This is a genomic window from Methylobacterium amylolyticum (assembly GCF_030700245.1).
In the GTDB taxonomy this organism is placed as follows: domain Bacteria; phylum Pseudomonadota; class Alphaproteobacteria; order Rhizobiales; family Beijerinckiaceae; genus Methylobacterium.
Map to the genome: position 1 here is coordinate 22,651 of NZ_JAUYZI010000017.1, position 21,925 is coordinate 44,575.

General features: G+C 67.5%; 24 protein-coding genes and 1 tRNA gene. 19 read left to right on the top strand and 6 right to left on the bottom strand.

All coding sequences use genetic code 11. The features are described 5' to 3' along the window. Position 1 precedes the first annotated feature (1 nt). The 3 genes from recG to Q8W71_RS13765 all read left to right on the top strand — a co-directional run bounded on the left by recG (position 2) and on the right by Q8W71_RS13765 (position 3,276). Positions 2 to 2,176 (top strand): ATP-dependent DNA helicase RecG, encoded by a 2,175-nt coding sequence (recG, locus tag Q8W71_RS13755; RefSeq protein WP_305525946.1) that lies wholly within the window; start codon positions 2 to 4, stop codon positions 2,174 to 2,176. A 314-nt stretch (positions 2,177 to 2,490) separates the two neighbouring features. After that, positions 2,491 to 2,808: a hypothetical protein gene (locus Q8W71_RS13760; protein WP_305525947.1), complete on the top strand. Its 318-nt coding sequence runs from the start codon at positions 2,491 to 2,493 to the stop codon at positions 2,806 to 2,808. Between the two features lie 240 nt (positions 2,809 to 3,048). Next, positions 3,049 to 3,276: a hypothetical protein gene (locus tag Q8W71_RS13765; RefSeq protein WP_305525948.1), complete on the top strand. Its 228-nt coding sequence runs from the start codon at positions 3,049 to 3,051 to the stop codon at positions 3,274 to 3,276. 30 nt (positions 3,277 to 3,306) lie between these two features. Here the strand turns inward: Q8W71_RS13765 and Q8W71_RS13770 are convergent, their stop codons facing one another. After that, positions 3,307 to 4,143: a DUF502 domain-containing protein gene (locus tag Q8W71_RS13770; protein ID WP_305525949.1), complete on the bottom strand. Its 837-nt coding sequence runs from the start codon at positions 4,141 to 4,143 to the stop codon at positions 3,307 to 3,309. 524 nt (positions 4,144 to 4,667) lie between these two features. On the opposite strand from Q8W71_RS13770, the gene Q8W71_RS13775 reads away from it, so the two are divergent. Continuing rightward, on the top strand, positions 4,668 to 6,794 hold the full coding sequence (locus Q8W71_RS13775) for a TonB-dependent siderophore receptor (RefSeq protein ID WP_370875409.1): 2,127 nt from the start codon (positions 4,668 to 4,670) through the stop codon (positions 6,792 to 6,794). Between the two features lie 9 nt (positions 6,795 to 6,803). Here Q8W71_RS13775 and Q8W71_RS13780 read toward each other — a convergent pair whose 3' ends face one another. The 3 genes from Q8W71_RS13780 to Q8W71_RS13790 form a co-directional block, all read right to left on the bottom strand. Beyond that, positions 6,804 to 8,024, bottom strand: coding sequence for a PepSY-associated TM helix domain-containing protein (locus Q8W71_RS13780; protein ID WP_305525951.1), 1,221 nt, complete (start codon positions 8,022 to 8,024; stop codon positions 6,804 to 6,806). A 166-nt stretch (positions 8,025 to 8,190) separates the two neighbouring features. Further along, the gene (locus tag Q8W71_RS13785) at positions 8,191 to 8,562 is read right to left on the bottom strand and encodes a hypothetical protein (RefSeq protein WP_305525952.1); all 372 of its coding nucleotides are present in this window, start codon (positions 8,560 to 8,562) and stop codon (positions 8,191 to 8,193) included. A 69-nt stretch (positions 8,563 to 8,631) separates the two neighbouring features. Continuing rightward, positions 8,632 to 8,808, bottom strand: coding sequence for a hypothetical protein (locus Q8W71_RS13790; protein ID WP_305525953.1), 177 nt, complete (start codon positions 8,806 to 8,808; stop codon positions 8,632 to 8,634). 155 nt (positions 8,809 to 8,963) lie between these two features. Between Q8W71_RS13790 and Q8W71_RS13795 the strand changes: the two genes are divergently transcribed. The 3 genes from Q8W71_RS13795 to Q8W71_RS13805 all read left to right on the top strand — a co-directional run bounded on the left by Q8W71_RS13795 (position 8,964) and on the right by Q8W71_RS13805 (position 10,099). Further along, on the top strand, positions 8,964 to 9,344 hold the full coding sequence (locus Q8W71_RS13795) for an NADPH-dependent FMN reductase family protein (RefSeq protein WP_305525954.1): 381 nt from the start codon (positions 8,964 to 8,966) through the stop codon (positions 9,342 to 9,344). A gap of 168 nt (positions 9,345 to 9,512) precedes the next feature. Continuing rightward, positions 9,513 to 9,588 (top strand) — tRNA-Ile (locus tag Q8W71_RS13800). Positions 9,589 to 9,649: 61 nt separating this feature from the next. Then, positions 9,650 to 10,099, top strand: coding sequence for a hypothetical protein (locus tag Q8W71_RS13805; protein ID WP_305525955.1), 450 nt, complete (start codon positions 9,650 to 9,652; stop codon positions 10,097 to 10,099). A gap of 1 nt (position 10,100) precedes the next feature. Here Q8W71_RS13805 and Q8W71_RS13810 read toward each other — a convergent pair whose 3' ends face one another. Next, positions 10,101 to 10,562, bottom strand: coding sequence for a hypothetical protein (locus Q8W71_RS13810; RefSeq protein ID WP_305525956.1), 462 nt, complete (start codon positions 10,560 to 10,562; stop codon positions 10,101 to 10,103). Positions 10,563 to 10,614: 52 nt separating this feature from the next. Here Q8W71_RS13810 and Q8W71_RS13815 point away from each other — a divergent pair, with 52 nt between their 5' ends. Continuing rightward, entirely contained in the window at positions 10,615 to 11,466 is an 852-nt protein-coding gene (locus Q8W71_RS13815; RefSeq protein ID WP_305525957.1) for a hypothetical protein, read from the top strand. Between the two features lie 2 nt (positions 11,467 to 11,468). Then, positions 11,469 to 11,777 (top strand): phage baseplate plug family protein, encoded by a 309-nt coding sequence (locus Q8W71_RS13820; protein WP_305525958.1) that lies wholly within the window; start codon positions 11,469 to 11,471, stop codon positions 11,775 to 11,777. A 372-nt stretch (positions 11,778 to 12,149) separates the two neighbouring features. On the opposite strand, the gene Q8W71_RS13825 is transcribed toward Q8W71_RS13820, so the two are convergent. Next, complete coding sequence (locus Q8W71_RS13825; RefSeq protein WP_305525959.1) at positions 12,150 to 12,608, bottom strand: hypothetical protein; 459 nt, start codon at positions 12,606 to 12,608, stop codon at positions 12,150 to 12,152. A 339-nt stretch (positions 12,609 to 12,947) separates the two neighbouring features. Here Q8W71_RS13825 and Q8W71_RS13830 point away from each other — a divergent pair, with 339 nt between their 5' ends. The 10 genes from Q8W71_RS13830 to Q8W71_RS13875 all read left to right on the top strand — a co-directional run bounded on the left by Q8W71_RS13830 (position 12,948) and on the right by Q8W71_RS13875 (position 21,870). Then, positions 12,948 to 13,265 (top strand): hypothetical protein, encoded by a 318-nt coding sequence (locus tag Q8W71_RS13830; RefSeq protein ID WP_305525960.1) that lies wholly within the window; start codon positions 12,948 to 12,950, stop codon positions 13,263 to 13,265. Next, the gene (locus tag Q8W71_RS13835; RefSeq protein WP_305525961.1) at positions 13,262 to 13,609 is read left to right on the top strand and encodes a hypothetical protein; all 348 of its coding nucleotides are present in this window, start codon (positions 13,262 to 13,264) and stop codon (positions 13,607 to 13,609) included. The genes Q8W71_RS13830 and Q8W71_RS13835 overlap by 4 nt, the downstream gene beginning before the upstream one ends. 480 nt (positions 13,610 to 14,089) lie before the next feature. Beyond that, complete coding sequence (locus Q8W71_RS13840; RefSeq protein ID WP_305525962.1) at positions 14,090 to 14,956, top strand: baseplate hub protein; 867 nt, start codon at positions 14,090 to 14,092, stop codon at positions 14,954 to 14,956. Then, positions 14,953 to 15,630: a hypothetical protein gene (locus Q8W71_RS13845; RefSeq protein WP_305525963.1), complete on the top strand. Its 678-nt coding sequence runs from the start codon at positions 14,953 to 14,955 to the stop codon at positions 15,628 to 15,630. Before Q8W71_RS13840 ends, Q8W71_RS13845 begins: the two co-directional genes overlap by 4 nt. A gap of 3 nt (positions 15,631 to 15,633) precedes the next feature. Beyond that, entirely contained in the window at positions 15,634 to 15,987 is a 354-nt protein-coding gene (locus Q8W71_RS13850) for a hypothetical protein (protein WP_305525964.1), read from the top strand. A gap of 6 nt (positions 15,988 to 15,993) precedes the next feature. Further along, positions 15,994 to 17,427, top strand: coding sequence for a baseplate J/gp47 family protein (locus Q8W71_RS13855; RefSeq protein WP_305525965.1), 1,434 nt, complete (start codon positions 15,994 to 15,996; stop codon positions 17,425 to 17,427). A 3-nt stretch (positions 17,428 to 17,430) separates the two neighbouring features. Beyond that, complete coding sequence (locus Q8W71_RS13860) at positions 17,431 to 18,309, top strand: DUF2612 domain-containing protein (RefSeq protein WP_305525966.1); 879 nt, start codon at positions 17,431 to 17,433, stop codon at positions 18,307 to 18,309. A gap of 10 nt (positions 18,310 to 18,319) precedes the next feature. Further along, the gene (locus tag Q8W71_RS13865) at positions 18,320 to 20,446 is read left to right on the top strand and encodes a glycine-rich domain-containing protein (protein WP_305525967.1); all 2,127 of its coding nucleotides are present in this window, start codon (positions 18,320 to 18,322) and stop codon (positions 20,444 to 20,446) included. Next, on the top strand, positions 20,446 to 21,453 hold the full coding sequence (locus Q8W71_RS13870; protein ID WP_305525968.1) for a hypothetical protein: 1,008 nt from the start codon (positions 20,446 to 20,448) through the stop codon (positions 21,451 to 21,453). Before Q8W71_RS13865 ends, Q8W71_RS13870 begins: the two co-directional genes overlap by 1 nt. 9 nt (positions 21,454 to 21,462) lie before the next feature. Continuing rightward, on the top strand, positions 21,463 to 21,870 hold the full coding sequence (locus Q8W71_RS13875; RefSeq protein ID WP_305525969.1) for a hypothetical protein: 408 nt from the start codon (positions 21,463 to 21,465) through the stop codon (positions 21,868 to 21,870). Positions 21,871 to 21,925 lie beyond the last annotated feature (55 nt).

Consider the following 21,925-nt stretch of genomic DNA (forward strand, 5'->3'; position numbering starts at 1 on the left):
GATGACAGACGCCCCGACCCCCGACATCGCGCCCGAGGACGCCGCGCGCCCGCCGCCGCTGCGCCCGAGCCTGCTCGACCCGCTCTTCGCCCCCGCCCGCACCCTGCCGGGGGTGGGGCCGAAGATGGCGCCGCTCATCGAGAAGCTGCTCGGCACGCCGGAGCGCGCGGCGCGGGTGGTCGACCTGCTGTTCCACCTGCCGCAGGGGGGTATCGCCCGGCGCATGGTCGGCTCGGTGAGCGAGGCGCCGGTGGGCGAGCCGGTGACGCTCGGCGTCACCGTCGTCGCCCACCGCCCGCCGAACCCGGGGGCCGGGCGCCGCCCGCACCGGGTGCTGGTGGAGGACGCCACCGGCGACATCTCGCTCGTCTTCTTCGGGATGCCGCGCGCCCGGGTGGAGAAGATGCTGCCGCTCGGCGCCCACCGCTACGTCACCGGCCGGATCGACCTGTGGGACGGCACACGGCAGATGATTCACCCGTCGCGGATCGTCGACGAGGCCGGCCTCGCGGAACTGCCCGCCGTCGAGCCGATCTACGGCTCGACCGAGGGGCTGACCTCCCGGGCGATCAGCAAGCTCGCCGCCGCCGCCCTCGACCGGCTGGCGCCGCTGCCCGAGTGGCAGGACCCGGCGTGGCTGGAGCGCAACCGCCTGCCGGCCTTCGCCGAGGCCCTGCGCGCCGAGCATCGCCCGGAGGAGGCGCCGCCGAGATCCGAGGATCCGCTCCAGCCCGCCCCGAGCACGCCGGCCCGGCGGCGGCTCGCCTACGACGAGCTGCTCGCCTCGCAACTGGCGCTGGCGCTGATGCGCGCCCGCCAGCGTCGCAAGGCCGGCCGGGTCAATGCCGGCGACGGCGCCCTGGTCCGGCAGATCGAGGCCGGGCTGCCGTTCGCGCTGACCGGTGCGCAGGCGCGGGCGGTGGCCGACATCCGCGGCGATCTCGCCGCGCCGCGCCGGATGCTGCGCCTGCTCCAGGGCGATGTCGGCTCGGGCAAGACCGCGGTGGCGCTGCTCGCCACGGCCTCGGCGGTGGAGGCGGGACGGCAGGCGGCTCTGATGGCGCCCACCGAGATCCTGGCGCGCCAGCATTTCGAGCGGTTGCAGCCGCTCGCCGGCCCGTTGCGCCTGCGCCTGATGACCGGGCGCGACCGCGCCTCCGAGCGCAAGGCGACGCTGGCGGCGCTCGCGGCCGGCGAGGTCGACGTGCTGGTGGGCACCCACGCCCTGTTCCAGGAGGCGGTGGCGTTCCGCGACCTCGGGCTCGCCGTGGTCGACGAGCAGCACCGCTTCGGCGTCCACCAGCGCCTCGCGCTCGGGGCCAAGGGCGAGGCGGTGGATTTCCTCGTCATGACCGCGACGCCGATCCCGCGCACCCTGGCACTGACCTTCTTCGGCGACATGGACGTCTCGACCCTCGACGAGAAGCCCGCGGGCCGGCAGCCGATCCGCACGCTCACCCTGTCCACGGACCGCATCGACGAGGTGGTGGCGGGCTTGGGCAGAGCGATGGCCGGGGGCGAGCGGGTCTACTGGATCTGCCCGCTGGTCGACGAGTCCGAGTTCATCGACCTCGCCGCCGCGGCCGAGCGGTTCGAGGACCTGCAACGGCATTTCGGCGAGGCGGTCGGGCTGATCCACGGCAAGATGCCGGGCCCGGAGAAGGACGCGGCCATGGCCCGGTTCGCGGCCGGGGCGACCAAGCTGCTGGTCTCCACCACCGTGGTCGAGGTCGGCGTCGATGTCCCGGAGGCCACGATCATGGTGATCGAGCACGCCGAGCGCTTCGGGCTCGCCCAGCTCCACCAGCTCCGCGGCCGGGTCGGGCGCGGCTCGAAGGCCTCGTCCTGCCTGCTGCTCTACCGCGGGCCGCTGGGGCAGGTCGCCCGCGCCCGGCTGGAGATGATGCGCGACACCGAGGACGGCTTCCGCATCGCCGAGGCCGACCTGAAGCTCCGGGGCGAGGGCGAGGTGCTGGGCACCCGGCAATCGGGGATGGCGGCGTTCCGGCTCGCGCGGATCGAGACCGACGGCGACCTGCTGGAGGCCGCCCGCGACGACGCGCGGATGATCGTCGAGCGCGATCCCGGCCTGAAGGGCCCGCGGGGGGAGGCGCTGCGGGCGCTGCTCTACCTGTTCGAGCGCGACGCCGCGATCCGCCTGATCGGCGCCGGATGAACGGTTTCGTTCAGAAAGGCGCCGATCCGTTCAGGAACGCGGGCCTCCGTTCAGGAACGGCCGCGGGCCGCCGCGCACGATTGTCGCGGTCGAAGACCGTGGTCCCGACGCGACAGCGCCGCCGACCGCCTGTAATGTTCTCGATTTATCAGATACTTGGTACTCGGGCCGCGATGCCGGACCGGTGCGCACCGCCGGGCGGACCGGGCCCGGGCAGGGTCCGTCACCTTGCATCCGACACAATCCTCCCTTAACTGGAGATGAACGAATGGCCCGGTAAGCCGGGTCGTCACGGACGAATCTGGAGGACGGACATGTCGAACGGACTGTTCCAGCACCTGCCGGGCTCTCACGAGATGGCCGGCTCCTACGCGCTCCCCAACGAGCCCTGGCTGATGCCGATCTCGGATCGGGTCGCCGCCGAGATCACCGCGGACGACGTGCAGAGCGCGGTGCGCAAGGCCGCCCGCCCGTTCTGGCTCGCCGCCAACGGCCTGTGCGTCGCGCTCGGCCTCGCGCTGATGGCCCAGGCGGCGACGGGCTTCATGGCGCCGACCCCCCGCGCCACCGTCTCGGTCGCCCAGGCGACCCCGCCGACCATCGCCCCGCAGACGGCCTCGCTCCAGCGCTGATCGCACACGGCTGCTGTTCCGGGTGCTCTTCGCGAGCCGTCCCGCCCACCCGGGCGGGGCGGCTTTTTCGTGCCTGGAGCATCGTCCCGAGAGGTGGTCACCGGCTTTCGGAACAGATGATGCAAGATCAAAGGGTTTCGACCGCCTGACCGGGTTAGCCGTGCACGGGCCCGGCGGGGGCGGGCACGGAGTTCGGATCGGCGCGTTGACGACTCGGGAACCTGTATCCGGGAGTCGACGATGCCCGACCGCAGCCTCTACACTGTCTCCGCCGCCTGCGGGGACGCCGCGCGCACGGCGACGCGGCGCGAGCGCAGCAGCGCCATGGTCCTGGCCGACCGCTGGGCCGAGGACGGATGCCGGAACGTCCGGATCGCCGATTCCGCCGGGATCGTCCGGGAGCGGGAGGCGTTCCGCGCGACGCTGCCGGGCATCCGCACCCTGAGGCCGCAGCCGGTCCTGCACTGAGCGCGAGGGGGAACCCGGCCCGGGGGCCGTTCAGGCGTCCTGCGGTGCCGGCCGGCGCGGCGAGCCCGCCGGCTCGTCCGGCCGTGCGCCGGCCTGCGGGCCGGTCTGCGGATCCAGGGGGCCCGCCTGCTGCGCGGCGCGCAGCGAGGCCGCCATCGCGTTGAGGCGCCCCTGCGGGTCCTCGGGCTGGATCACCCCAGCCGACATCACGAGCTTGGCCGCGTCGTCGACGCTGATGGCGATCTCCACCACCTCCGCCCGCGGCAGGTAGAAGAAGAAGCCCGTGGTCGGATTGGGCGCGCAGGGCAGGAACACGCCGACGAGGTCGTCGGCCGCCGCCCCGCGGGCGCGCAAGGGCGCCGCCACCTCCGGCGCCGCGGGCGCCGAGAGGAACACCACCGACCACGTCCCCTTCACCGGGAACTCGACCAGCCCGACCGTGCGGAACGAGGTGCCGTTGGCCGAGAACAGGGTCTCGAAGATCTGCCGCAGGCCCTTGTAGAGGCCGGAGATCACCGGCGTGCGGGCGAGCAGCACCTCCCCGAACTCGATCACCGAGCGGCCGACGAGGTTCGCCGTGAGGAAGCCGAGCAGCGTCACCGCCAGGAACGCGATGACGAGGCCGAGCCCGGGGATCGAGAACGGCAGGTAATGGTCCGGCAGGTAGCTCGCCGGCACCAGCGGCTTCACGAAGGAATCGATCAGCGCGATGAACCACCACGTGATGTAGGTGGTGATCGCCAGCGGTCCGGCCACGATGATGCCGGTGAGGAAGTAGGTGCGCAGCCGGCCCCGCGCGCTGACGCGGGTCTTCGGCGCGGCCGGGTCCGTGTCGGGGGCTGGCGTCTGCGGGAGGCTCGGCGCCACGGATACCCTCTCGGCCGCGGCGAGTGCGGCGCTCCAGTCCGTCCGGGGCCGGGCGGTGACCGGCCCGCCCCGACCCGCAGAGGTAGCGGCTGCGCTTGCCCGTCTCAAGGGCCGTCTCTTGGGCCATCGCGCGGCCCGTCTCATCACGACCCGTCGGCGCGGACGCCGGGTTCCGGCGGCCACGAGCGGACGCGGGGGACGGCGGCGCGGCTCGCCGGAGGACGCGCGTATCTCCGGTTGTATTATCACGGAAACGTAATCTGCCGATTTGAATTGTTCAAATCACAAGATGTGGTCTTTGCAGAACAGGCGCGCCCAATCGACGGGGATCATGGATGAAGATCTGCGCCGGCATTGCCCATGTGATGGCGGCCCGCGATGACGCGGGGGCCGCGCACGCCTCGCGCGGACCGATTGTCGAGACCCGCGTGATGACGACCCGCCGCAGCAGCCCGAGACCCCCCGCCCCGCGCAGCCCGACGGCGCGCCGCGGGCGCCGTCTCCGCGCCCCGCTGCTCGGTCCGATGCTCGGTCTTGGCGGCGCCCTGGCCGTGACGGGGCCCCAGGCGCAGCCCGTCCAGGTGGACGTGATCGTGCCGGCCACCGAGACGAACATCGTGCTGGAAGAACTCAGCGTCCTCGGCACCGGCCTTCCCGTCGAGACGGCGACGAGCCCGGTGATCGGCTACCGCGCCACCCGCTCGGCCACCGCGACGCGCACCGACACGCCCCTGCGCGACTCGCCGCAGACGATCAACGTCGTCCCCCGCGAGGTGATCACCGATCAGGCGGACCTGCGCCTGACCGACGCCGTGACCAACGTCAGCAACGTCACGCCCGGCTCGACCGTCCAGGGGCGCTCGCAGAACTACATCATCCGCGGGTTCGCGACGCAGATCTTCGCGGTCGACGGCGTGCTCATCAATCCGGCGATCACCTTCTACCCGGTCGAGCGCGACCTCGTGAACGCCGAGCGGGTCGAGGTGATCAAGGGCCCGGCCTCCGTGCTCTACGGCCGCGGCGACCCCGGCGGCGTCATCAACATCGTCACCCGCCGACCGACCTTGGAGCCCACCGCCGACGCGAGCCTGCTCGGCGGCAGCTTCGGCTTCCGGCGCTTCCAAGGCTCGGTATCGAGCGCGATCCCCGCGGTCGAGGGGCTCGCTGCGCGCGTCAGCTTCGCGGCGCAGGAGGACCCGACCTTCCGCAACATCGGCGACAACAGCAATCGGCGCGTCTTCGTCGCCCCGGCGGTGAGTTGGACACCGAGTGCCGACACCCGGGTCTACGTCAATTCCGAGTTCACCAGTCAGCGCACGCAGTACGACGAGGGCTTGGTGGCTTTCCAGGGCCGCGTGCCGCTGGACAACATCAGCCGCTACTACGGCGAGCCGTTCTCGCGCTACTACGGCGCGTTCAACGCGATCACGATGCGTGCCGAGCACGATGTCAACGAGAACCTGACCCTGCGTCAGGTCATCAACGGCCAGTGGGGCGAGTTCAACCTGTTCGCGGCCCGGGCCACCGGCGTGAACGCGGCCGGCACCCTGGTCGCGCGGCGCGACAGCGCGGTCGAATCGCGCTTCGCCGCGGTCGATACGCAGACGGAGGCGATCGCGAAGTTCGACACGTTCGGCTTCGGCCACACCGTGCTGACGGGTTTCGAGTACACCAACGGTTTCCGCCACCCCCTCTCCCTGCAGGGCAGCCTCGCTTCGATCAGCTTCCTCTATCCGGTCTACGGCGCAGTACCCGGCGCCCTCGGGCTCCAGGCCGACCTGAAGCAGCGGCTGGAGCTGTTCGGCTTCTACGTGCAGGACCAGATCGTGCTGGCCCCGGGTCTCCAGCTCGTGTTGGGTGCCCGGTTCGACCTCGGCACCCAGTACTATTTCAGCCGCCAGCCGAACTCGCGTACCCAGCCTCCCGAGCAGAGCCTGTTCGGCGCCTCGCCGCGGGTCGGCCTGATCTATCGGCCGATCGAGCCGCTGACCTTCTACGCGAGCTACGCCACCTCGTTCGTGCCGCAGACCGCGAACGTGCTGAACGTCGTCAACCCGGCTCCGGAGACGGGCGAGCAAGTGGAGGTCGGCACCCGCATCGACCTCAACCCCGGCCTGACCCTGAGCGGGGCGGCGTTCCGGATCACCCGCAACAACGTCGCCGGCACCGATCCGGCCAACACGGGCTTCTCGGTCATCACCGGCCAGCAGCGCTCCGAGGGCGTCGAGGCGGATCTGGCCGGCGAGATCCTGCCGGGCTGGAAGGTGATCGGTGGCGTCGGCTACCTCGACGCGCGGATCACGAAGGACACCACCTTCGCCGTCGGCAACCGGCTGGTCGGGGTGCCGGCCTTCAGCGGCTCCGTCTGGACGACCTACGATTTCCGGGAGGGGCCGCTGCGCGGCCTCGGGCTCGGCGCCGGCGTCACCCATGTCGGGTCGCGCTTCGGCGACCTCAGCAACAGCTACCGCGTCGGGGCCTACAACCGGGTGGACGCGGCCGTGTACTACGACATCGACGCCCACTGGCGCTTCGCGGTGAACATGCGGAACCTCACCAACGCGCGCTACATCGAGCAGCCGTTCAACCAGTTCAACAACACCCCCGGCGCGCCGTTCACGGTGCTCGCGACGGTGACCGCGCGAATGTGAGCCGGGCCCTCACGCCTGGAGGCCGGGCTTCGAGAGACTGGGCCCGCCCGCGGGGCTTCGCCCCGCAGCCCCGCCGAAGGGACCCGTCCCTTCGGGATTCCGTGACCGCGGGGCTGCCCGGCCGCGGCGGGCGCGACGGCGCAGGACGTAGAGCGTGAGGCCGGTCGCCGCGAAGCCCGGCATCAGCAGGGCGGCGAGGCAGAACAGCAGGGCGGCCGCATCGCCGAAGAAGCGGCCGCGGTGGACCTCCAGCATGTTGTCGGCGATCTGCCGCCCGAGCGGCTTGTCGGCGTGGCGGTCGACCGCGTGGGGCGCCCCCGTCGCGGCGTCGAAGGTCGCGTCGTTGCGGCCGACCCCGTCGCGCGCCTGCCAGCGGATCCGGATCGGCCCGGTCTCCGGCACGGTCAGCGTCGCGAGCGCCGCCTCCCGGCCCTCCCCCGCCCGGAAGGCGGCCCAGGCCCGGTCGAGGGCGGGCGCCGGCCGGGGAGCGCCCGCCCCCCGCTCCGTCCGGGGGCCGTCAGGGCGCATCCGCGTCGTCTGGCCGGTGAGCAGCCACGTGGCGCCGGCCTTGTACGCCTCGTAGGACCACGTCAGCCCCGAGAGCACGATCACGAGGTAGACCGGCGCGAGCCACGTGCCGAGCACCGCGTGCAGCGACCACCACCGCGCCCGCCCCGGCCGGGCGAGCGCGGGCCTCAGCCAGATCCGCCACGTGTGGATCCGCGGCCAGCGCAGGTACAGGCCGGTGGCGAGGAAGGCGAGCAGCGCCAGCGCGCAGGCGCCGGTCACCGTCCGCCCCCACCCGTCTCCCCCGCCGGGGACCAGCAGCCAGCGATGCAGGTCCCGCACCGCGGAAAACCCCGCCTCCCCCCGCACCGGGCCGAGCGGCGCGCCGTCGTAGGGGTCGAGGTAGAGGGCGGGCGGGCGCGCCCCGGTCGCCGGGTCCCGGGCGAAGCGGGCGCGGGGGCTCCCCTCCGGCGCGGCGGCGAAGGTCAGGGCGTCGACCCGCAGGCCGGGCGCCGCCGCCGCGAGCCGCGCCAGCAGCGCCTCCGGCCCCAGCGGTTCCGCCGCCCGCGCGGGCACCGTCGCCCGGTCGCGGTTGGCGAGCGCGGTCAGCGCCTCCTCGTAGCTCAGGAGCGCCCCGGTCGCGCCCACCACCGCGAGCACGAGGCCGGCGGTGAGGCCGAGCGCCCAGTGCAGGCGGAACAGGATCGCGCGGAATCCGGGCATCGGGGCGTCGTTCGCGGGGGCGTCGTTCGGGGGCGGGACCGGCGAGGCCGGCCGCCACCGGTACGCACCCGGCCGGAACTTCTCAACCCCCGCCGAGGATAGACGGCATCTTGAGAACGACGGTGTCTGTATCGGGATGTATTACAATTCTCAGGTGTGCCGCGGCTCAGGCGTCGGCGATCCGCCCCCGCCCGCCGCGCCGGACGCCGAGGATCCGCATCAGGCCGGACACGCCGCCCGCCCGCGGCTCGGCGGCGTCGGGCGCGTCCGGCCCGTCATCCGCGCCCGCCCCGTCATCCGCGCCCGCCCCGGCCATCTCCCCGGCGCAGGCGCGCAGGGCCTCGTCGACCAGGGGCGGCCAGGGCTCGCCCTCCGCCCGCAGCAGCCGCGCGGCCCCGACCAGGGCGTCGACCTGCGCGTCGGGGACGGGGCGGCCCACCGTCTGGGCGTAGCGCACCCGGGCGGCCAGCGCCGCGGCGAGGCGCCGGACCTGCACCAGCTTCGTGCGGTGCGCCGCGGGGGCGCCTGCGTCCGACATCGATCGGGGCCTCCGTCGGTTCCGGAGCCCCACGGTGCCGCCTCGCGCGCCGGGGCGCAACCGGCCCCGCTACCGGCCGACCCCGCCGCGCGGTCCCGGCGCGGCCGGCGCGCCGCCGGGGTCGGGGCTCGCCGGCCGGGCGAGCGTGCGCGTCCCCCCCGGGGCCGTCCCGGGCGTGTGCCAGTGCGCGGCGGCGACGCTGGCGAGGATGAGCGCGAGAGCGGCGGGGAACGACCAGCGGATCATGCGCCGGCAACGGACCGGTCCCGCCACGGTTCCGGCGGCACGGCGCCCCGCGCCGGTCGGCGCCGGATGCTGGCGCGCGGGCGGGACCCGGGTTAGATGCCCGTCCCCGCCCCGCGCCCCGCGCCGCGGCGGTGCTCGGACCCGGAGGCTCCGCGATGCGCGTACTGCTGGTGGGCTACGAGCCGGAGGCGGTCGACTTCTCGGACCCCGCCTTTCCGCCCGGCCTCGACGCCGCGAAGATCCAGGCCGGGATCGCGGCGACCCTCGCGGACATGCGCGGCCGCGGCTGGACGGCCGAGGCCTGCCTCGTCCGCCCCGACGCCGCGGCGGCACCGGCCGTGGCGGCGCGTCTCTCCGGCGCCACCTACGACTGCCTGGTGATCGGCGCGGGCATCCGGGCCTGGCCGCGCCACCTGCCGGTCTTCGAGGCGCTGATCAACGCGGCCCGGACGGCCGCGCCGACGGTCCCGATCGCCTTCAACACCCACCCGGAGGATACCGCCGACGCGGTCGCGCGCGTGCGCGGGGCCTCCTGAGACCGGCCCGGGACCGCCTCGGGGCCGACCCGACGAAGCACCGCGCAGGGCCCCTTGCGGCCCCCTCCCCCACCGGGTACTCACAGCGGGGTTTCTGTCGCCGGTTCTGTCGTCGGACGGGCTGATCCGAGACAGTCATTGACCTAAACCACTGAGGCGAAATACCTCGGGCCTGTAGCTCAATGGTTAGAGCCGACCGCTCATAACGGTCTGGTTGCAGGTTCGAGTCCTGCCGGGCCCACCACCTGACCCCATTTCCCCTGCGAAGATCCCGCACCTGGGACAGGGTGAGGGATGCGGCGGCCTTGCTGACGACACACGCGGGCGCCATCCGCCGGCTCAAGGCGGCCGGGACGCGCGATCAAAAAATGGTGGCTTTCGAGGCTGCCTATGAGGGCGCGGGCGTCAAAGCATACGGGAGCCGTCATCGATACGCTAACGAGGCGGAGCGCGCTTTCAATGCAGATGAAGCGTCAAAGAAAAATCCCGTCTCGGCGAAGCCCTCGACAATCGACTACAAGGACTTCCTCAATCGCAGGGCGCCCGATCACATCATGCAGCTCCCGGGCCAAGCCCAAGCCGCAGCCGCATCGATTTCGAACACGGCGTCGAGCAGTACGACAAGCAACGACTTCCGGATCAATGAAGTCAATGTTCACACCAAGGCAACGGATGCGGATGGCATCGCTCGCGACTTAGGCCCCGCTATGCGCCGGACTTTCACAACCGCCCAGGCGAACTACGGGCCGGCCTAGATTACTTGGGGCGCGTGATTACGGGCGGCCGGCCATCCGTGGTGAATTTGGCTTCGTACAAGCCGCCTTGGGTCTCCGCCCGGCATTCTACTGTGCCCGGCGGCTTGTAAGGGTTTGTGAAGCGGCAGGTGCCTACGGCAGCATTCCGATCTGTCTTGCCTTTGTACGAAAAAATTATGCCGTCTACAGGCTGCACCGCTGCGTCTGGATTCGGATTAATTTGAGACGAGCCGTCTCCACTGAAGGTAATCGCGGCCCCGCCGTCTGTGACGAAGTAAAAACCAACTCGGCCGTTGTCGTAAATCGTATTCAGCAACTTTCCTGCGCAAGAAGCCGTGCGATCTTTCCCGCCAATTATGAGAACGTCACAGTGACCATTCGCAAGCGCCATTGTTGGCAGCTTGGCGGCGGTCGCTGGGGCAGCCAGGGCGGGAACGGCTGAGAGCATTAAAATGGCGCGCATCTGCACAACCTAACGGGTGGGGCTATTGCGTCGAGGTGAACGGACGTAGAACATGGCCGATCTCGTCAACGTGCCCGACGCGCCCGGGGTGCCAGCGGTTCTCTTCGCGGCCACGGCCGGGCTTCCCATAGCCCTCGCGGTCGCCGATGCCGTAGGGCTGCCATTCCTTCCGTTCACACAGCAGCAGTGGGGCCTCTTCCGGAGCGGTGCGCCCGCGGTCGTTGCCGATACCGTGCTGGGCTTCGAATACAAGAGTGACTTCCTGCTCTCGGACTACCCTCTCGAAAGGGGTGGGTTCGAAACCTACGACAAGGTCAACGCGCCAGACGGCGTCCGCCTACGGTATGTGGCAGGCGGGTCGCTCGCGAGCCGCACCGCGCTCCTCCAGTCGTGTAAGGCAGTGGTCGGCACTCTTGATATCTTCGACGCAGTCACCCCGGAGTTTGTCCACCGGTCGGTCAACGTGATCCATATGGACTACCGGCGCACGTCTCGCGACGGGCTCGGCATGCTCCAAATTGATCTCATTTGCCAAGAGGTACGGATCAGCCGAGGGCGCACGACTACGACTGACCCGAGCGCGACAGGCGAGACCGGCGATACAGCCGCGCCTTCCGGGGCGGATCAGGTCAATGGAGGGCAGGTGCAGGCAACCGACGCGACCTCTGGCCAGATCAGCACGGTCGGCACGCAGGATTTCACGGGTGGCTACAACGTAAGCGGCTACGATGTGAACGCGATCGGCGCGAACACGACTGTGACAGGCGACGTAGGCGAGCTGACTGTAGCGGATGGGCTGAGCGGTCAAGCACTCCCTGAGGGCACGGTGCCAGCCACTACGTCGAGCATCAGCGGCCTATCGCCGGCCGGCCCAGACCAACCCGTGTACTTCAACCCGCTGTAGCCGTGCAGATCATCCCGCTTCAGCCCGTTCCAAATCAAGCCGTAGCAGTCACGCTCGGCGGGCAACCTTGCCAGATCAACGTCAGGCAAACGCTGTACGGTTTGACGCTCGACCTCTACGTCCGGGAGGCGCTGATCATCGGGGGCGCCCTGGTGCTGGACCGCAACCGCGTCGTCCGCTCGGCCTATCTCGGCTTCTCGGGAGATCTGATGACGTTCGACACGCAGGGCACCGACGACCCCGTATCTACCGGCCTCGGCTCACGCTTCCTTCTGGCTTACCTCACGGCGTCGGAGGTCATCGACGGCTAGGGGGGTTAAGATCCCAAAACGGAGTCAATGAAACTCTCTATTTTGGTTGAGGTCAGAACCGCAGATTTGTACAAGTTCTGTACGCCGTATTGATTTCTAAGATAAAACGGTTCCGCGTCTTCGGTCTTCGCCAATCTAAGAACGTATGAGTTTTTGCGTCTTGGGACGACAATTCCAAATGCCGCACCTATGGCCGGGGCGGCGCCGCTTGAGCTTTCATCCTCGACGCGCTCGACTTGAAGGCCGCGCCCATTAAGATGGGCAACATAAATATCATCGCCTCTTGATCTCCAAGTAAGGGACCCAGACTGCGTCAGCTCAATGAGCTTAGACACGAACTGAGCGTACTTGTCGTCGAGATCGGATGCCATGCTACGCTCCAAAGCGCTGATCTTCTGCGAGCCGGTTCATTTGCTCAATGAGCACAGTGATTGAGATGTAGATCGTGCGTGCCGCACTAGCATCAAGTTCCTTGCGAGAGCCAAACCAAGGGACAGCCTCAAAGCTTTGGATCTGCTTCGCAACGGACTTGGCTTTAGCTTTCGTCGGCCCCGCTGTTTTGTTCTCAATTGTCCTAACGTTCACTAGGCTTCTTGAGATAATTAGCTCAATATCGTTCTTGTTTTTCTGAAAATCCGCAAGAAGGTCCGATAAGTTTGAAGCTTCCTGCGTTAGCAAGTCAATGTAGCGGGGCAACATTGCCTTGCTAATAAGTTCGGCCCGGACATTTCTAAGCGTAATGTACGTGTACCCAGAAACGAAGAACGTTAGAACTGACAGCCAATCACCTAGAGTTGATACCCATCCGTTAAGCCATTGCAGGAATTCCATCCCCGTTCACTTCTTCCGAGCCGCCACTGTTTGTCTAAGATTGATCAACAGGTCGGTGCCCTAAATCGGTAAGGGCCATGACTAAAAGCTCGCGGATGGCTTGCGAGCGCGAAGGCTGGTCGGTTTGAGAGAGCCGCCAATCGTCTAGGGCGTCGAGCTGCGCTTGGTTAAGCCGCATCGGCAGAGGGATCGGGTACTGCTGCCCCTTCGGGCGCCCGCGCCTTTTCTTCTCTACCTGAGTTGACACGATGAGCATCGTTCCGGTATAGACGAAAAACGGGCCGAGGGGAAGGTGGCACTTCCGCAACGGCCCTGACCGGAACCACGGAGAGCAATCCGATGGCACAGGCTACTTGCGCCTATAGCACACCCGCGCCCGCACCGCTCTACCCCGTTTCGCGCTGGATCCCCGGCGCCCGTGCTCTCACCCGACAGGAAGCCGAGGGCTTGGTTGAGGCCCTGATCGGCCTTTTTGACCGTCACGACGGCGACGCGGATCTTGAGCCATCACTGGGCTCACTCGACGCCACCACCCACAGCGACTTCTCGGATCAGGAGGAATGGGCGGCGGGCGCTGACCGTGATTGCGAAGCCGGCGATGACAACGGGATCGCCGATGCGGAGGGCATGGACTGGGTCGCGCGGAGGGCCGCATGACTGAGTCATCTAACCGCCGCGGCTTCCTCCGCGGCCTCACAACGCTTCCGCTCATCGGGGGCGGCGTGACGCTCATCGGCAGCCCAACTGGGGCCGCCACCACCGGCACGACCGAGTGTCTGAAAACGTACATAACGTGGCTGCACTATGAGCAGCGCGCGGTGCACGACTACCTGTGGCCCGAAGCGGCAGGACGGGGGCAGTACATTCCCTTGGATAACCCCGGCGCGTCCTTCCATTTCCACGACTTGGCGGGCTTGAGAGACTGGCCGCGCGTCGGTCAGGAGGCGGCCTTCCGAGCCCCTGTAGTGCTCAGCACTGTCGGCTGCGACTGGCGAAAGTAGGCGCGGCCGCTCGGGTTCGGGCCGAAGTCGAGACGGACTCAACATCATTCAGAGATCCGGCGAGGTTCGCCGGTAGCGCGAGGCATCGTCCCGCGCGTGACCCGCCCGGCCAAGGCGGCAAGACGCGATCATCCTGGTTTCCGCTCTTCAGTGGCGCCCGGTGATCGTCTTTTCGATCCCCCGTCCTTCGCGTCCGGGTCTTGGCCGGCCGGGACGCCACTGGAGGCTATCATGGCTGCCAAAGGCGAGTCTGGGTCAGGCAGGCCTGGTTTGATCTGACATGGGTTAGGCACGGTTCGGCCAGGCGTGGCGAGGCAGGCAAGGCGGCGTAAGTCGTGATTTGGACTGTCCTGTTACGGCGAAGCATGCTCTGGCCGGCATGATGCGGCTTCGCACGGCGGGGCCCGACATGTCGTGGTGCGGCTGTTTCAAAAGGCGGGGGCATAGATTGTTGCCCCCGCCGCCTCTTGTGAGGCGCGGATGTCTCTCACGCAAAAACTTCTTAGAGTTGATATTTCTCTAGCTTCTGGCAACTTCCAGGGCGGTGGGAATAGCGCCAGCCTTACAGGGCTGCGAACGATCGCAAAAATAGTGAAGGCTGGGGGTGCCAGCATGGGCGGCGCTCAGATCACAGTCTTCGGCATGACCCTGAGCAAAATGAACCAGCTAACGCAGTACGGGTTAGCTGAGACGTTGATCGGCAAAAACACTGTGACCGTATTTGCAGGTGAAGACCCCAACGCGATGTCCATGGTCTTCAAGGGGACCATTTTAACGGCCTTTATGGACGGCAACTCGGCGCCACAGGTCGGCTTTCGGATAAATGCCGCTGCCGGCTTATTTGAGGCAGCTAAGCCCGCTGAACCAACAAGCATGAAGGGCAGTGCCGACGCCGCGCAGATGATGGAGCGGCAAGCAAAGGCGATGGGCCTTCAGTTTGAAAACAGCGGGATAGATACCAAATTGCAGAACCCCTACTTTTGGGGAGCGGCGCGGCATCAGGCGAAGTGCATCGCTAAAGCAGCGGGTATGGAGTGGATCATTGATTGCGACAAGCTCGCAATCTGGAAGCCGGGGCAGCCGCGAGAAGGGGACACTATAGAATATGCGCCGGGGAAAGGGCTGGTCGGCTACCCAACCTTCAACTCTAAGGGCGTTGTTTTGACGACCGAGTTTAACCCTACGCTCAAGTATGGCAGCAAGATCAAGGTTAAAAGTGACATCACGCCGGCCTGCGGCGAATGGGTGGTGTATCGCCTAGAGTATGACCTTGCCTCAATGCTCCCTAGGGGCCCGTGGTTTTGCGTCATTGATGCAGCCAGACCAGGACAGGTGCCGGTCGCATGAGCGATGAAGACGATCGGAATGGCTATGCCGGGCAACAGGGTCTTACGTCCGACAACTCTGAGCACAACCAGAACACGTTTATCTCGGAGCAGACGCTGGGCGAAGCGCGGTTCCACTTCGCTGCGAAGATAGTAGCTGTTCACGGTGGCGGCCTTGAAGGCTCGCCGACCGTCGATATCCAACCCCTCGTCAAGCAGATGGACGGTGTCGGTAAGGCGCAAAGCCATGGGACAATCTACGGGGTGAAGGTCCCCCGGGTCATGGCCGGCGACTCCATGATTATCGCCGATCCAGCCGCGGACGATGTGTGCTGGTTTTCAGTGGCGTGCCGCGATCACTCATCGGTGGCAGAGAACGACTGGAAAGAGGGCAACCCCGGGTCATTCCGGCGCAACAGCATGTCAGATGCCGTCTATCACGGCACGATGCACCCGAAACGCGTGAAGCCCAAGCAGTGGGTGATGTTCACCAAGGACGGGATGCAGTTTCAGGACCGCAACAGCAACAAGCTCGTCGGGTCCAAGGACGGCTGGAACATGAACGGTGTCGTTATTACCGACAAGGGCGAGATCAAGGCGCCGGGCAACGTCACCGCTGGGCAAGGGACAGCCGATCAAGTCACCTTGCAGGGGCACGCGCACGGGACCAGCGGCCCCCCCACCCCGGGGAGTTAGGCAATGGCGTCCACGCTCTTGCTCGACCAAGTTGGCTGGGACTTGTGCTTGGACGTGGCCGGGAACATCGCGTTGGCGACGGAGCCGTATGCCACCGCCCAAGACGCGGCGGCTTCCGTGCGCACATTCCAAGGTGAAGTGTACTACGATGTCGGCCGAGGCATCCCTTACTTCGATCAAATCCTAGGCCACCTCCCGCCGCTTTCCCTCGTGAAGGCATACGTCGAGGCGGCGGCGGCTTTGACCCCGAACGTCGTCGCGGCCCGCGCCTTCATCACCGGCTTCAAGGGCCGGAAGCTGACCGGGCAGGTTCAGATCACGGACACCGCCGGTCGGCTCACCGCCGCGGGCTTCTGAGGCAGCATGGCATCATCATCCGTGCCGGCGCCGTCCTTCGGGTCGGCGGGCTTTGTCGCACCACTGGAAAGCGAAATCCTCGCCGGCCGGCTTGCCGATTTCGTTAATGTATTCGGATCAAACCTCAATCTTGATCTGACGACGCCGCAAGGCCAACTTGCGACTTCAGAGACTGCCATCATTGGTGCGGTGCTAAATTTATTTTTGTATTACACAAGCCAAGTCGATCCCGCGTTCGCTCAAGGTCGGATGCAGGACGGCATCGGCCGCATCTACTTCATTGAGCGCAACCCCGCGCAGCCCACCGTCGTCACCTGCACGGTGATCGGGGCGCAGGGTGTCACCATCCCGGTCGGGGCCCAGGCGCAGGACCAGAGCGGCAACACCTACATCTGCACGCAGGCTGGAACCTTCGACGCCACCGGCACGATGAGTCTCACCTTCGCCAACACGCAGGTGGGCCCGATCCCCTGCCCCGCCGGCACGCTGGCGACGATCTATCAGGCCATCCCCGGCTGGGACACGATCACCAACCCGGGCAACGGGGCGCTGGGCAACCTCGTGGAGAGCCGGACGGATTTCGAGGCGCGACGGCGTCTCGCGGTCGCGCAGAACAGCCTGGGGTCAATCCCTTCGGTCCTCGGCGCGGTGCTGACCGTCTCCGGCGTCCTCGACGCCTTCGTGACCGACAACTCGTCCAACAACCCGCAGACGGTCGGTGGCGTCACGATCCCGCCGAATAACCTCTACGTGGCGGTGGCGGGCGGTGCGGCAGCCGACATCGGGCGCGCGATCTGGACCCGGAAGATGCCGGGCGCCCCCACCTACGGCAACACCAACGTACAGGTGCAGGATACCCAGAGCGGGTATGTCCCGCCCTATCCGACCTATTCGGTCAGCTTCACCAGACCGACCCCGGTCAGCATTTACTTCTCAGTGGTGATCGCCAACAGCTTGTTGGTGCCGGCCGACGCGGCGATCCAGATCCAGAACGCGATCATCGGTGCTTTCGCCGGGCTTGATGGAGGCCCCCGCGCTCGCATCGGCAGCACCGTGTTTGCCTCGCGCTTCTACGCGCCGATCATGGCGCTGGGCCGCTGGGCTAAGATCGTGGACGTGCTGATCGGCTCCGTGAACGCGCCGAGCGCGAGCTTCGTCGGCTCCATCGCCGGCAACGTGCTCACGGTCGCCTCAGCCACATCCGGCACGCTCGCGGTCGGGCAGTTCATTGACGACGCGACGGGCGCCATTGTCGAGGGTACGTCCATCATCGCGCTCGGCACCGGCGCGGGTGGAGCGGGAACCTACACCGTTTCATCCAACCAGACGGTCGGCACGGAGGCGATGATGTCGGCTGTGCCGAGCCTGTTCAAGGTGCCGGTGCAGATCAATCAGATCCCCGTCGTGGCGGCGGCCGACATCGCGGTTTCGCTCGCCTAAGCCATGAGCGGCGACACGAATAACTGGCCGTACCCGGCGCCTCCCGGCCCCGGGTCGAACGCCATCGGCGTCGGTGCGATCGGCGTCGCCCCGGTCGGCACGCTCCCCGCCTTCGATTGGCGCAAGACGATCCTCAGTCAGTACGCGGACAGCGACCGCATCACGGGTCTGATTGAGACGTTCTTTCAGGCGGTTGACCAGACCGCCAACTTCGACGCCTTCTACGACAACATCTGGAACCTACCGAGCGCGCAAGGCTACGGGCTGGATTGCTGGGGCCGCATCGTCGGCATCAACCGCGTCCTTCAGGTCACGACCGTTGCATGGTTCGGCTTCTCGGAGGCGCTGCCCGGGTCGCTCTCGTTCGGAGATGCGCGTTTCGCGGGCTACACGCCTTCGCTCGGATTTGCGGAGGCCGGCGATCAGCGCAGTTTCGATGAGGGCACTTTCGCTTTCCGAAAGCAATTCCAAGGTGTTGATCCGAACGCGGGCGCGGGGCCACTTTATCCGGGCGGGCAACTCACCAGCAACTACCGCCTATCCGACAAAGAGTATCTACGGATGATCTACGCCAAGGCGCGGGCCAACATCACAAACGGCTCAATCCCGGCGGTCAACCAGATCCTTATCAGTCTCTACCCCGGGCGCGGCAACGTCTACGTCCAAGAGGGTACGCCGCCGACGTTCTTCGGGTTCGCCGAGGCGCAGAACACGGCGCCTTTCGGCCAAGCCGTCTTCTACAACGGCCAGACTATCCCCTCAATGCAGTATCAGATCGTCTTCAAGTTTCAGCCATCGCCGGTTGATCTGGCGATCGTGCAGAACTCCGGCGTGCTGCCGAAGCCGACTGGCATAGCCGCCTCCATCTCCATCCAAGCTTGAGCTGAGAACGATGCAGGCCAGCCAACTCCCGGCGAAGCTGACGATTCCGTTCGCGAACGCGGCGGGTGCGGGCTTCATTCGCTCCGTGCCGACTGCCTCGCAGATCGGCATCAACAGCGGTGCGGCATCTTACACGGACGGATTCCCCCCAGTATGCTTTTCGCCCGTAGGGTCCGGCGGCATTCCGCCCGCTGGGCAGGACTTCAACGGGGTCCTTAACGCCATTACTGCTTGGACCCGCTGGCAAGCGGCCGGTGGCACTGTCCCCTTCGACTCCGCCTTTGCTCTCGCTGTGGGCGGCTATCCTAAGGGCGCCATCGTTCAGTCTACGGCCTCGGGTGTCCTCTGGCTCAACACCGCGGATGGGAACAGCACAGATCCGGACGGCGGCGGCGCGGCGAACTGGGTTCGGATCGCATCCACGACGACGGGTCGCCTCAACACCATCGTCCCCTTTACAACTGCCGGCACCTTCAGTTGGACGTGCCCCACGGGCGTCACGCTCGTCCGCGTGCGGTGCATTGGCGGCGGCGGCGGTTCCGGGACGACCGGCGGCGCCGGTGGCGCGGGTGGCAGGCGCTCTGAGGCTCACATGATACGACGCCTACTTGCAACGCTGCTCATCGCGGCGTTGCCGACGCTTGCCGTCGCACAGTCAGCCCCGAGCTGGATCAGCTACGGCTACGTCCCGACTGCGGGTGAGTTGCGGGCGGCATTCGCATCCAAGCAGGACACGCTCACCATAACGCCGCTCGCCCTGTCGGGCGGCACGATGCGCGGCAAGCTCACGACGGCGGCCCCCACTGTCAACGGAGCCATGTTCGCTCTTCTGCCGGGGATTGCTCCGACGACGCCGAACAATGGCGACGTGTGGGCGACTTCGGCGGCGTTCTTCGGCCAGATCAATGGGCAGACGATCCAGTTCGCCAGTCAAGGCAGCGTTGCGGCCGAGACGGCTCGCGCCCAGGCGGCTGAGAGCGCCAACGCAACTGCCATCTCCAATGAGGTGACGCGGGCGACGGGCGCCGAGGCGCTTCTTGTCCCGAAGTCGCGCCAGATCTTAGCGGGTACGGGTCTCGCCGGAGGCGGGGACCTCTCTGCGGATCGGACCGTCTCGCTCGGCTCCATCGCCTCCAGCACGATCCTCGCGAACCTGACCGGATCCAGCGCTGCCCCTGTCGGCAATACCCTCTCGGCCATCCTAGACAATGCGCTGGGCTCCGCACAGGGCACAGTCGCCTATCGAGGATCTACGGGATGGGCCGGGCTCGCTCCTGGCACCTCTGGGCAGGTGCTGACCACGGGCGGCACGGGCGCGAACCCATCCTGGGCGGCGACGAGCACCGGCAGCACGGCGCAGCCTGCGACCCGACAGACCGTCTCCACAGGGCCGGCTTCCTCAGGCCTCCCGTCGTTCCTGCCCGCTTCCTCCGGAAGCCTGTCGCTGACAGCGCAGAACGTGTCGTCCACGACGCCTCTGATCGCCACCGCGGCCCAAGGCTTCGGCTCGACCCCGAACGTCTCCTACACTTACACGTCCAATCCGACGTGGTCGTCTCTTGCCGCGTCCTCGACGGTCTACCTCTACGTCAACGCCTCCACCGGGGCGACGGGCTCGACCACCCTTCAGCCGATCTATCAGTACGGCGGAACGCCCTCGACCACGTCCGGTCAGTTCACGTTCGACTACTCACCCGGCGCGATGCAGGGGTATATGGGCAACGGCACCGCGGCCGTCGCCGCGCCGCTCGTCTTCGTGGGCGAGGCCACGACCAGCGCATCTGCCGTCACGGCGACCGTCGCCTACGCGTATAACGGCTACTACGACAGCGGGTACACCAACACCCTGGCGGCGAGCGCCACGCGCAACCACAACATTGGCCTCCCGCCGGACACCACAAAGTACATTGTCAAAAACATTACCGCCGACGTGGGTTGCTCGCCCGGTCAAGTCGTCGCCAATGGTATCGGGACAGCGAACGGCAACTTCACGCTGATCTCGATCTACACGACACGCACGGCTCTCAGCATCCCCAATCTCACAAATTGGCAAATCGTGAATGCGAGTAGTGGCGCGGTCGTCAATATGACGGCGGCGAACTGGGCCTACCGCTTCGTCGCTCAGAGAGGCTGGTGATGCGCGCGATCACCTTCCTCGCCGCCCTGCTGCTGGCCTCGCCCGTGGTGGCGCAGACGCAGGCTCAGCCGCCGGCCTTCGTGCCGGACTGGCAGCCGTCAATACAAGGCACCGGCATCCCAGGGCTTTCAGGCCAACCGATCATGCTGTTCACGCGGCCCGCGGACGGTCGGGCGGCGCTTCAGCCGACGCTCTGGCTGTTCCGGGACACCGGGGGCTTCAGCGGCGGAACGCCCTGGTACACCTACCCGACCCTCTGGGCGCTCTCGGTCTCGGGGAAGGATGTGTCCGGCTTCGAGTGGACGATCAAGGGCGAGCAGCACAACAAGTCCCGGTTGAGCCTCAGCGCGCAGAACGTCGCTGTCAACGGCACGATCTGGCGGGAGCCGACCGGCACCGGCGAGGCCACGGGGCCTTCGTGGGCCTTGAACGGCAACTGCGTGGACAAGACCGGCGAGAGCCCGCCCACGGGCGCCTGCATCGCGGCGGAATTGGATATCGGCGGCGCAGTCGGCCCCGACCCGAACCGGCAGCGGGTGATCGCGCATGGCGCGGCGAGCGGTCAGCCCGGTTCCCACGTCGGCTACGGCTACATGGTCTCCGGCACAGCCGACGTGACGATCGACCGGGCGTTCTCGACGGCGAACGTCGGGGCGAAGTTCGGGATCGGGCTCGATCTCGCGGGCGGTGTGTTCGGCGGCCCCGCCATCGCGCTCGCCAAGGGCCAGTGGCTCGCCTTTGATGCCGACGCGGACGGGCGCTTCGGTCGCTTCCTCGGCATGAACCCGGCGGACGGCATGTTCACCTACATGACGCCCGGGGGACCCATGCTGCGGTTCGCCGACGACGGTGCCGCCTACGTCGGTCGGCTGATCGAGACCATCCCGCACACCCCGACCGCGTCGACCGACCCGTGCGTGCCGGGCGAGCGGGCCTGGAACGCCGCTTTCGAGTTCCGCTGCATCGCCCCGAACCGCTGGCGCCGCGCTGCCTTAAGCGATTGGTGAGGCTGTCCCGTGGCGATCACCGCATCTTCTCCGGACGCCTTCTTCGAGAGCGACCCGTGGTCTTGGGACTTCACGGTCACGCAGGCTGACGGGACCACGCCGCTTGACCTGACAGGGCTTCGACTCCTCGCGCGGTTCTGCGATCAAGCCGAGAACGCGGTTGCCGTGTGCGACAGCGCTGCCGCCAACGGCACCCTCGTGATCCCGACGCCCTCCAACGGCGGATGCACCTTCACCATCCCCGTCGCGGGTCGGACCTACAAGGTGCCGCGGCTCAATCAGTTCACGTTCAACGACAGCTACAAGCCGCAGATCATCGGCGTGCTGCGGTGCTTCAATGCACAAGGCGTCGAACTGCCCGCCATCTGTGAGATCACCTTCACGGTGAGGGCCACGCCTGGATACGTGCCCACATGAGCGGCGGCATCCTTCCCCGCTACACCGTCACCGCACGTCAGCGCCCACAGGTGTC